This is a genomic window from Helicobacter valdiviensis (genome assembly GCF_003245365.1).
GTDB lineage: Bacteria > Campylobacterota > Campylobacteria > Campylobacterales > Helicobacteraceae > Helicobacter_D > Helicobacter_D valdiviensis.
Map to the genome: position 1 here is coordinate 1 of NZ_NBIU01000045.1, position 8,944 is coordinate 8,944.

At 30.8% G+C, this 8,944-nt stretch carries 16 protein-coding genes; 4 read left to right on the forward strand and 12 right to left on the reverse strand.

Annotation, left to right across the window (positions count from 1 at the left end; all coding sequences use genetic code 11):
- Window positions 1-127 precede the first annotated feature (127 nt).
- From B6S12_RS11735 to B6S12_RS09775, 4 genes are read left to right on the forward strand one after another with little or no spacing between them, the layout of a single operon-like run.
- Window positions 128-262, forward strand: coding sequence for a hypothetical protein (locus B6S12_RS11735; protein ID WP_281267900.1), 135 nt, complete (start codon window positions 128-130; stop codon window positions 260-262).
- Complete coding sequence (gene terL / locus B6S12_RS09765) at window positions 255-1,781, forward strand: phage terminase large subunit (RefSeq protein ID WP_111230603.1); 1,527 nt, start codon at window positions 255-257, stop codon at window positions 1,779-1,781. Before B6S12_RS11735 ends, terL begins: the two co-directional genes overlap by 8 nt.
- Window positions 1,778-3,172, forward strand: a complete 1,395-nt coding sequence (locus tag B6S12_RS09770) for a phage portal protein family protein (protein ID WP_111230604.1) — start codon at window positions 1,778-1,780, stop codon at window positions 3,170-3,172. Before terL ends, B6S12_RS09770 begins: the two co-directional genes overlap by 4 nt.
- Window positions 3,165-4,298 (forward strand): phage minor head protein, encoded by a 1,134-nt coding sequence (locus B6S12_RS09775; RefSeq protein ID WP_111230605.1) that lies wholly within the window; start codon window positions 3,165-3,167, stop codon window positions 4,296-4,298. The genes B6S12_RS09770 and B6S12_RS09775 overlap by 8 nt, the downstream gene beginning before the upstream one ends.
- 352 nt (window positions 4,299-4,650) lie before the next feature.
- Here the strand turns inward: B6S12_RS09775 and B6S12_RS09780 are convergent, their stop codons facing one another.
- The 12 genes from B6S12_RS09780 to B6S12_RS11740 all read right to left on the reverse strand — a co-directional run bounded on the left by B6S12_RS09780 (window position 4,651) and on the right by B6S12_RS11740 (window position 8,844).
- Complete coding sequence (locus tag B6S12_RS09780; RefSeq protein ID WP_111230606.1) at window positions 4,651-5,136, reverse strand: phage virion morphogenesis protein; 486 nt, start codon at window positions 5,134-5,136, stop codon at window positions 4,651-4,653.
- Window positions 5,108-5,314, reverse strand: a complete 207-nt coding sequence (locus B6S12_RS09785) for a hypothetical protein (RefSeq protein WP_111230607.1) — start codon at window positions 5,312-5,314, stop codon at window positions 5,108-5,110. Before B6S12_RS09785 ends, B6S12_RS09780 begins: the two co-directional genes overlap by 29 nt.
- 42 nt (window positions 5,315-5,356) lie before the next feature.
- Window positions 5,357-5,800, reverse strand: a complete 444-nt coding sequence (locus B6S12_RS09790) for a hypothetical protein (RefSeq protein ID WP_111230608.1) — start codon at window positions 5,798-5,800, stop codon at window positions 5,357-5,359.
- Window positions 5,801-5,802: 2 nt separating this feature from the next.
- On the reverse strand, window positions 5,803-6,036 hold the full coding sequence (locus B6S12_RS09795; protein ID WP_111230609.1) for a hypothetical protein: 234 nt from the start codon (window positions 6,034-6,036) through the stop codon (window positions 5,803-5,805).
- A complete protein-coding gene (locus B6S12_RS09800) occupies window positions 6,029-6,457 on the reverse strand; it encodes a hypothetical protein (protein ID WP_111230610.1) in 429 nt (142 codons plus the stop codon). The genes B6S12_RS09795 and B6S12_RS09800 overlap by 8 nt, the downstream gene beginning before the upstream one ends.
- Window position 6,458: 1 nt before the next feature.
- Window positions 6,459-6,644, reverse strand: coding sequence for a hypothetical protein (locus B6S12_RS09805; RefSeq protein ID WP_111230611.1), 186 nt, complete (start codon window positions 6,642-6,644; stop codon window positions 6,459-6,461).
- A 50-nt stretch (window positions 6,645-6,694) separates the two neighbouring features.
- On the reverse strand, window positions 6,695-6,916 hold the full coding sequence (locus B6S12_RS09810) for a hypothetical protein (protein WP_111230612.1): 222 nt from the start codon (window positions 6,914-6,916) through the stop codon (window positions 6,695-6,697).
- Window positions 6,909-7,379: a YopX family protein gene (locus B6S12_RS09815; protein ID WP_111230613.1), complete on the reverse strand. Its 471-nt coding sequence runs from the start codon at window positions 7,377-7,379 to the stop codon at window positions 6,909-6,911. Before B6S12_RS09815 ends, B6S12_RS09810 begins: the two co-directional genes overlap by 8 nt.
- Window positions 7,376-7,654, reverse strand: coding sequence for a hypothetical protein (locus B6S12_RS09820; RefSeq protein WP_111230614.1), 279 nt, complete (start codon window positions 7,652-7,654; stop codon window positions 7,376-7,378). The genes B6S12_RS09815 and B6S12_RS09820 overlap by 4 nt, the downstream gene beginning before the upstream one ends.
- Window positions 7,655-7,729: 75 nt before the next feature.
- A complete protein-coding gene (locus tag B6S12_RS09825; protein ID WP_111230615.1) occupies window positions 7,730-8,212 on the reverse strand; it encodes a host-nuclease inhibitor Gam family protein in 483 nt (160 codons plus the stop codon).
- A gap of 10 nt (window positions 8,213-8,222) precedes the next feature.
- Entirely contained in the window at window positions 8,223-8,717 is a 495-nt protein-coding gene (locus B6S12_RS09830) for a TIR domain-containing protein (RefSeq protein ID WP_111230616.1), read from the reverse strand.
- Window positions 8,710-8,844 carry a hypothetical protein gene (locus B6S12_RS11740; RefSeq protein WP_281267901.1) on the reverse strand — a complete coding sequence of 45 codons (135 nt, stop codon included), beginning with the start codon at window positions 8,842-8,844 and terminating at the stop codon, window positions 8,710-8,712. Before B6S12_RS11740 ends, B6S12_RS09830 begins: the two co-directional genes overlap by 8 nt.
- Window positions 8,845-8,944: the final 100 nt, after the last annotated feature.

The window sequence follows — 8,944 nt, forward strand, 5'->3', positions numbered from 1 at the left end:
CTTTGAAACTTCCGCTAAAGCCTACATATAAAGGCACAATAGAAAGCGCTAAAGAAATGAGTATTTATTATTTAGAAGTTGAAGAGATTGCAAAAAGATGCACAGGAGATAAAATAGAGGCTAAAAAATGATTTTATTGTGTTTAATGATAGAATGTATTGCCATTACTCTTTTAAATGAATTTAAACACCTTTTAAACACTATTAAAAAGCATATAATCATTATGTTTTTACAAGAAAAGCAAAAGGCTACAAATGGATAAATTAGAGTTAGGAGATTTAAAAGCACGCTTAAAGTCTTTAAAATTTAACCATAAGGAAGATAAAAAAGCTAGAGTTCAAAGAGTATTAGAAGGTGGCTTTAAGGCTTTTGTGTTTGAATATTTTCCCCATCATATTAATTTTATTAAACAAGAAAGTTCTAAATTTAGAAATTTTGTTTATGATAATATTGATACTCTATCAAGTAAAAACAACCATCTATGCTTCAAAGCATATCGTGGTAGTGCTAAAACAACACTTCTTGTGCGTCTTTACACTCTTTACTCACTGCTAAGCAATCAAAAACAATACGCACTTATCATCTCTTCAACTCTTGATATTGCAGGAGAGAGCATTGCAACATTAAAGCTAGAATTAGAGGAGAATGCAAAATTAATTTTTGATTTTGAAATCACACAAGGAGATCTTTGGAGTAGTGATGCAATAGTTTTTAATACTTTTGGAATCTATAAAAAAATTAAAGCCTTTGGAAGTGGCAAAAAGATTAGAGGAACAAACTATTTAGGAAAGCGTCCTGATTTAATTATTTGTGATGATATAGAAAATGATGAAAATGTGGAGAGCAAAACCCAAAGAGATAAGCTCTATAAGTGGTTTAACAAAGCTATTTTAAAACTCGTTGCAAGAACGCAAAAAGATTATCTATATCTAGTAGTTGGCACAATTTTGCACCAAGATAGCCTCCTTAATCGTTTAAATGAGGATAAACGCTTTTTGATTTATGATTTTCCTTTAGTGTTAAGCTTTCCTAATAACTTAGATTTAATAGATAAAAACAATATTTTAAGAAGCGACTTAAAGGGCTTTTTATTAGATGATGAAAACCTAGATAAAATAGAAATTTTAAAAGAATACTTTGCTGATGTTGAGAGCTTTTATAGTGAATATCAAAACAAAGCTTTAAGTTCTGAAGCTGCTATTTTTAGTGAATACCAAACTTATACAAATGATTTTGAATATGATTGTGTGTTTTTAGGGATTGACCCAGCTTTAGGCAAAGCAAAGGGAGATTATTTTGCCATTGCTGAGCTTAAAAAAAGTGGCAAAAATAAGTTTTTCTTAAAAGCAAGCGGTTTTAAAGTCTCTCCCTCTAAGATGATTGATGTAATTTTAAGACTTTATTTAAAATATATAAGCTTAGGCAAAGTGGTTAAAATCGCTATTGAAACCATAGCTTTTCAAGAGTTTTTTAAAGACAAACTCAAAGAAGAAGCACTAAAACTTGGAATAATTTTAAGTGTTTGTGAGCTTAAAAACAAAATTGCAAAAGAGCTTAGAATTGATAGCTTAGCACCCTATATTAACGATGGCACAATTTTAATAGACCCAAACTCACATCTTCTAATAGAAGAAATGCTAACCTATCCAAAATCCGCTCACGATGATTTACTAGATGCAAGTGAGATGGCTTTTAGGATTGCAAGTTCAGCAGGAATTGCAGATTATAGAGCAATTAATCGCTTACTTAAAAAGAAACGCTTTAAAAAAGGATTTTTATGAGAATATTAAACAAAGTTTATAGAGGCAAAGTTGTTCCAAGTGTAGATTTTGAAAGTGTTGCAAGTGCTTTAAATAGTGAAAATCTTTCACAACTTATAGGCATTTATGATTATTTTAAACGCTTTGACCCACAAATTGCCTCTGAAGTCAATAAAAGACGCATAAAAATGTGTTCTTATCCTATGTATATAGAATGTGAGGATTTAACACAAAGAGATTTTTTAAACCGCTATGTGCTTAGTAGTGAATTTAGACATTTTGTCTATGAGCTTAGTGCAGGAGTGGTGTATGGTTTTAGTGCTTTTTTAATAGAATGGAAAGTAAAAGGTGCAAATGTATTACCCCATTTAAAATATATTAATCCTAGATTTTTTAGCTTAAACAATGATGAAAATCTAGTGATTAAAAATGGCACTGAAGAATTAGTCACTCATGAATGCAAGGATATTTTTTTACATTTACACCCAAGCGATAGTGGAAGCTTACTAGAGAGTGCACTTTTTTATAATGTAGTTTCTATTGCGGTTTTAAAACAACTTGCCATGAGTAAAAACATTGCCTATTTAGATAATTTAAGTGTTCCACCCATTATTGCAAAAACAGACAATGCTACAAATGATAAGGAGCTTGAAGAATTATTAGAGCAACTTTACAATCTAAGAAGCTCTTCAATTGGTATTTTTGGCAAAGAAGATGTGTTAGAACTTTTAAATTCTGGATTATCTACTTCTACCTTTACAGAGTTTTTAAGATATTGTGATGAAATGATTTCTAAAGTGATTAGCGGACAAGTTCTAGCAGGCAACGCAGTCCAAAATGGCACACAAGCACTAGGAAATGTGCATGAAGAAGTAAGAAGTAGTGTGGGAGAAATGGATACATTGCTTTTAAGTGTTTCTATCAATAAACTTTTAAATGAAATTTTAAAATTAAATTTTGCAAATCCTGCTTCTTTTAATTTTGTCTTTGATACTAATAAAGAAGTAGATGAAAGCTTTCTTGCAGGAGTTTATAGCACTATTTCTTCTATGGGATATGAAATCCCAGCAGAGTTTTTAGCAAAAACCTTTAGAATTGAAGGGCTAAAGAAAAAAGAAATTATCCCTCAAGATTTACAAACAGAGGGGTTTAATCATTTGATTTTAGAAAAAAATAACTCCCTAACCAAAAACAAAATAGAAAAAGAGGGAGAAAATATACAAGAAGAGATAAGCGAAGAGATTTATTCTAAAATTAAAAGGTTTTGGGAGGAATGTGAAAGCTATGAGGAATTAGAAGAAAGGATTTTTAAAGAATATCCTAATTTAGATTTTGAGGTTTTAAGAAATGCTTTAAATAAAAAGATAGCTTTAGCCTCTATGCAAGCACTTTTGGATACTGGCAATGAATAGTTTGTTTGGTTTATCTCCTAGTGAGGCTTATAACTATTTAGAGAACAAAGGCTTAAAAATAAGTTTCAAATACCACCAAATTCAAAAAGAAGCACACGATAAAGCATTTACTGCAGCAGGTATTATGAAAACAGATGTGCTAAATGATTTGCACCAAGAGATAAAAAAGGCTATGAAAGAAGGAACAAGCTTTGAAGAATTTAAAGGCAATTTAAAAGAGATTTTAAGCTCTAAGGGTTGGTATGGCAAAAAAGAGATTATTAACCCCAAAACTGGAGAAACAAGGACAATCAACATAAATCCCCAAAGACTTAAAACAATCTATACCACAAATATGCAAAGTGCCTATGCTAAAGCTAGAGCCAAACAACTTAGCACCTATTCTTATAAGACTTACTGGGTTTATAAATGTGCTCTTTTAGAAGATTCTAGAAGCGAACATAAAAAAATGCATAATTGCGCCATTCACCGCGATGACCCTTTTTGGAAAACTTCCTTTCCTCCTAATGATTATAATTGTAAATGTAAAGTCATCGCAGTAAGCGAAAAAGAAGCAAAGGCTAAATATAAAATTTTAAAAAATCCACGCTCCATTGCTTCTAAAAATTTTAGCTATGATAAACGCATTAACACACAAATTCCAAAAGAAACTAGAATAAGCTTAGATGAAAGCTTAGAGAATTTGCCAAAGGTGCAAAGCTATGATAACTTAAGCGATAAAGAGCTTATAAAAAAGGTTTATGAAGCCTTTGGAGTTAAGCAAGGAGATTTACTTGTAGATAAAATAGGAGATGTGATAAGTTTAGATGATGACTTTTTCTATGATAAGAAAAAGCAAACAACTAAGATAAAGAAAAGAAACCGACATTTTTATATTGATTATTTACCAAAGTTAGTAAATGATCCTGATGAAATTAGATTAAGTATGGATACTGACCCTAGATATGAGGGCTTTACCAAAAAAACTTATATCAAGTATTTTTATGATAATGGAGTAAAAGCTCTTGTGATGGTGCTAAACCAAAAAGGAAACCAAATCAATAACAAAACGATGTTTTTAAGTGAAGAAGATAGCTATTTTAAAGAGATATTAACTCAAGGAAAGGTTATATATAGAAAACAATAGCCAACTGGCGACTAAGCCCTGAGAATGATGTTCCCTCGTCGCATCTGGGTTTTCCCTATGCTTTGCATAGTATCACTTCAAGTGACCAAAGAGCATACAGCTAGCTTTAGTTATTATAATGTATTTTATGGGGTTTGTCAATTTTATAGAAAGTAATTAATAGCAGTTAGCGACTAAGATAGTAGGGAAGTTGAGCCCGCGTCGCATCTGGGTTGCCCTATAATCATAATAACTGCGTAGCTAGTGGCTCAGTAACAGGGTAAAGACGCTTCGCCACATCTAGCTTTGCTCCCATACTTGATAGCTACTTAAGAATATTATATAACTTTTAAAATCTTTTGTCAATTTAAAACTATTTTAATTCCTTTTTAAAGACTTTTAAAAGCATATCTTTGGTTTCTTCTTCTAGTTCTTTTGCAACTCTTGGATTAATTTCTAACTTTTCATTAAAAGGAAAGAAAGGGCGTGCGGGTATTTTGCTAGTTCCAAATTGATGGGCTTTACCATATTGATACCCCTTAAAAGAAGCATTTACACCAATCTTTGCGGTATCATTTTCTATCTTGTAATTAAGACTTGAAGAGAGTGTGCCACGCCTTGTTAAGATTTTATTATGTGTTATTTTGGGATTTGCATATCTTCTAGCTTTAAGTGTAGTATCTTTTAGAGGCTTCCAAGCCTTGCCATTACTATCTTGTTCTTTTTCAAAATTTTCTTGCGTATGTTTTAGTATGCCCTCTGCAATGATTTCTTTAAGTATGATGTCTTTTTGCTCTTTATCTAACTTAGAGCAAGTTTTTAGTAAATTCTCAAGCCCACTTAGTTTGAAGCTCTCCATCAAAAAGCCCTTTTTGCATTTCTTTTAAGTAGTATTCAGCGTATTTATCTACTTTGATAATCTCAACAGAACTAAAAGCATAACCACATTTAGGGCAACGCCTAAAACGCTCATTAATATCGCTCTTGACAGTCTTTAGCACAAAAGTTTTTTCATTAGCACATCTAGGACAAATCATTTTTCACTCCTTAAAATGCTATTGTATCAAAAAACCAAAATTTTATTTCCTAAGTGTTCTTGTCTTTAATATCTTCTCACACACCATAATCATTATTGTAGTGTCTTTTTTGTTTAAATCTTCAAGTTTTAAAATTGTCTTTTTAAGTGTCTTTTTGCATAAAAGATAAAAGGAGAGCAATGGCATATCAAGCTCTTCTAATAAAGCTTTTAAATAAATTTCTTGCTTTTGGCTTTTTGCATTACTTAAAAGCATAGCTCTTCCTTTAAAATCTATCGCTAAATTTAGTTCATCTTTTCTTTTACCTTCTAAAATATCTAATAAGATTTTAAGCTCATTAATACTTAATTCTTTAGAACTATTAACGCTAAATCTATAATATAAAAAATCCTCCCAAGCTTCATTTTGTTTAATATTTTTATAGCGTGGGTGGGTATGGATTTTACACAAAAGTTGTTTTCTATAAATTTCTTGGTTTTTAGTCATTATCAATCCTTTTTATTTTTAACTTCGCAAGGGAAGTAAATTCCCTTTTGCGATGAAGGACACAAGTGTCCTTTTAAATCCCCTAAAGGCTCCGCACCACTTCGCTTTGCTCGTGAAGTCTTTCTTAGTTCTTCTTTGAGTGCTTCTAATCTTTTGCTTTGCCACTCTAGCAAAAGCGTTAAAACACTAATTTGTTTTTTAGCAATTTGTAGTTTCTCTTTATGCTTTTTACCCATTATTATGCTCCTTTATAATGTTTTGGATTCTTTTAAAATATTCTGCAAGTTCAGTATTTTTGCATTTTATTTCAAAATTCCCTGTGGCTCTTTCTTTATAAGTTTGTTTCTCTTGTTTCTTTGTTTCTTTAAGAGTAGGTTTGAAGCTCACTTCTGCTAAGACTTTAGAAAAGCTTAGCCAATCTTTTAAATTTCGCTCTTTATAAAGAATACGCATTTTATTTAAGATTTGTTCTTCTTTGTATTTAAACTCGTTTAATCCCACTTGATGATTAAATACAATCACACATACTTTTCTTTGATTAATTTCTCTTAAATCCACTCTTTTAACTAAGATTTTTAAATTATCTAAAGCACTAAAGACTAAATCTTCTAAGGCTTGTCTTTTTTTAATTTCTAAAAAGATATTAGACTCTTGCATATTAACCTCCAAAAAGTAAAGTTGTGGCTTTATTGTCTTCTTTTGGTGCAGAAAAATACTCTGTTGCAAAAACTAAAATCCAAACACAAACTAATAATTTAAAAAAATATTTTTTATTACCAAAGCATTTAAAAAATAAGAAAGTAGCATAAAACCAAGTAATCACAAACAAAGATAAAATAAACATAAAATACTCCTTGTAAAACCTTAATTAAGCCCACTTATAAAATGGGCTTATTAAAGCTTATGAAATTGCAAAATATGAATACTTGCATTTTCATTTCTTAATTTCTTTTTAATTTCACTCATAATAAAATCATAAGTTTTAATATAATCCCATTTTACCCAAATAGGTTTTTTAATAGTTATTATTCCATCTCCACAGTAGTTTAAGTGTTCTCCATTTAAAATGTCGTAACCTTCATAAGAATAAAAAACTTGTATTTTTGTATTAAACATCTAAAAGCTCCTTATTCTCGTGGATATTGCCAACAACCTTACAATTTTTAAAATTGCCCTTGCTTGTATGCATTCCATACACAGAATCTTTAGTGCGACAAATCACACTTAGTTCAAGATGTTTATTAAACTCTACTAGATAGTTTTTGCCTCTAAAATTCAAAATATCCCCCTCATAGATTTTTACACCACCTTTATCCCTAAAGCCAGTCCATAGCTCTATTTCACAAATACTTTCATCTATACAATAATTTTCAACCATCTCATAATCATCATAACCCCATTCGTGAGATGTTACTCCTGATTCTATTGTATAAACATTTTTAGCATCACCTATTAACCCCACTGCATAACCAATAGAATCATGTACAATAGAGTATTTATTACTATTTTTCGTTTCTTTTTTGATATACTCTTCCTCACTTCCATCCCAAATTCTAAAATCAAAATCTTCTAGCTTCATTTTGCCTCCTCATAAAACTTTCTATTTCTCTCCTTGCATTCTTCAATGCTTGGGAATTCAGAAAGTAGCTCTAATAATATTTCTCTTGCTTCTTCATTCCCCACATCTCTTAAAAACTCATAAAATTTCCTCATGAATGTTTTGCCCTTATATACATGTCCCCAAAATCGTTGTCGTTGCTCATCATTAAGACTTCTATAAAGACAATACACATCCTCCTCATCAAAGTCTATTACATCATCAATATCAAGAGTAAAACTTGCTCTTACTTCCATTCTTTCTCCTTGTTTTTATTTTTGAGGTTGCCCTCTTTAAAGAACTTATTTAAGCCCTTTAAAAAAGGCAAAGGGTTATTCCCCTTGCAGTGCTTCAAGTCTTGGCACAATTCTAAAGTTATCTTTAATGGTTCTTTTTAATCCAAGCTTTACAAGTGAGCTATCATCTAGCTCTACTAATGCATCTTTATTAATCTTCTCTTCATAAACAATACATTCACTATGCCCATAACTTTTAATGGCTTTAATAAGCTTGTCTAGCTTCTCTTTAACTCTAGGGATAGAAACGCTTTTTGATAGCTTATAACCAATAGTGCCAAAGGTAAATTCTTTGCTTCTTTTATCTGCAAAATCTGCTTTATTATCCTCACAAAAGCTAGAGATACATTGCTCTAAATATTTCTTTTCATTCTCTAATCTTTCAATCTCACTTGTTCTTGATTCTTTAATACGATTACACTCTAATGTTACTTCTCCATTAATGCGTTCAATGCTTACTACTAATTCAGCCAATCTTTTTAAAGCTAAATTGACATCTTCATAATTTTTAAATTCCATAATTACTCCTTTAATTTTTATGGCTAAAACCATTGATTTTTAGCCATTCTTTATAATTGCTTACATCTTTAATAGTAGGGAGTATACTTTGTCCCTCCCTCTCAAAGATAACCTTTTTGCCTAAGCTTCTTGCTAAATCTAATTCTTTTTGAATACCTTTTGATTTATGAGTGTAGGGACTTTCTACTACAAATACCACATCACATCTTTTTAAAATCTCTAAGCATTCTTCTAAGATCCTTTCTTCTTCTTTTAAGCAAGAAGGAGAAAAAGGGTTATAGCTTGGTGCAATATCCTTAAAATACAAAACTGGAGAAAATGCGATATAATTTACTTCGCTTGTGCTTTGCTCTTTTACTTTCTCTATTGCATTCCTTGAGTAGTTAATGGCAATTGCATAAGCATTGCTTAAAACCAATTCTCTCCTAACATCTGTGTTTTGTGCTAAAGTATCAAAGATTGCTTTATAGGGCGAACAAATATAAACTAAAACTTGCTTAGACATATTCTGCTAACCTATCCATCATTGCATTATCAAACTTTCTATAAATCACACCATAACGCACATAATAATGTGTAGGGGCATAATTTAAACCTCTAAAACCACGATAAAAATGTGTGTTTAAAATCATCTTTACTCCTTTAATTTTATTTTGCTCATCAAAAATACTCTACTGCCTACTACTAAATTCTAGTAGTTGCGGTGTATAGCGGTGGTTTTTATAAAATTTT

What these genes read in the sequence shown, in the direction of transcription:
- B6S12_RS11735 (WP_281267900.1), top strand. Translation starts at nt 128, where the DNA reads ATGATTTTATTGTGTTTAATGATAGAATGTATTGCCATTACTCTTTTA.
- terL (WP_111230603.1), top strand. Translation starts at nt 255, where the DNA reads ATGGATAAATTAGAGTTAGGAGATTTAAAAGCACGCTTAAAGTCTTTA.
- B6S12_RS09770 (WP_111230604.1), top strand. Translation starts at nt 1,778, where the DNA reads ATGAGAATATTAAACAAAGTTTATAGAGGCAAAGTTGTTCCAAGTGTA.
- B6S12_RS09775 (WP_111230605.1), top strand. Translation starts at nt 3,165, where the DNA reads ATGAATAGTTTGTTTGGTTTATCTCCTAGTGAGGCTTATAACTATTTA.
- B6S12_RS09780 (WP_111230606.1), bottom strand. Translation starts at nt 5,136, where the DNA reads ATGGAGAGCTTCAAACTAAGTGGGCTTGAGAATTTACTAAAAACTTGC.
- B6S12_RS09785 (WP_111230607.1), bottom strand. Translation starts at nt 5,314, where the DNA reads ATGATTTGTCCTAGATGTGCTAATGAAAAAACTTTTGTGCTAAAGACT.
- B6S12_RS09790 (WP_111230608.1), bottom strand. Translation starts at nt 5,800, where the DNA reads ATGACTAAAAACCAAGAAATTTATAGAAAACAACTTTTGTGTAAAATC.
- B6S12_RS09795 (WP_111230609.1), bottom strand. Translation starts at nt 6,036, where the DNA reads ATGGGTAAAAAGCATAAAGAGAAACTACAAATTGCTAAAAAACAAATT.
- B6S12_RS09800 (WP_111230610.1), bottom strand. Translation starts at nt 6,457, where the DNA reads ATGCAAGAGTCTAATATCTTTTTAGAAATTAAAAAAAGACAAGCCTTA.
- B6S12_RS09805 (WP_111230611.1), bottom strand. Translation starts at nt 6,644, where the DNA reads ATGTTTATTTTATCTTTGTTTGTGATTACTTGGTTTTATGCTACTTTC.
- B6S12_RS09810 (WP_111230612.1), bottom strand. Translation starts at nt 6,916, where the DNA reads ATGTTTAATACAAAAATACAAGTTTTTTATTCTTATGAAGGTTACGAC.
- B6S12_RS09815 (WP_111230613.1), bottom strand. Translation starts at nt 7,379, where the DNA reads ATGAAGCTAGAAGATTTTGATTTTAGAATTTGGGATGGAAGTGAGGAA.
- B6S12_RS09820 (WP_111230614.1), bottom strand. Translation starts at nt 7,654, where the DNA reads ATGGAAGTAAGAGCAAGTTTTACTCTTGATATTGATGATGTAATAGAC.
- B6S12_RS09825 (WP_111230615.1), bottom strand. Translation starts at nt 8,212, where the DNA reads ATGGAATTTAAAAATTATGAAGATGTCAATTTAGCTTTAAAAAGATTG.
- B6S12_RS09830 (WP_111230616.1), bottom strand. Translation starts at nt 8,717, where the DNA reads ATGTCTAAGCAAGTTTTAGTTTATATTTGTTCGCCCTATAAAGCAATC.
- B6S12_RS11740 (WP_281267901.1), bottom strand. Translation starts at nt 8,844, where the DNA reads ATGATTTTAAACACACATTTTTATCGTGGTTTTAGAGGTTTAAATTAT.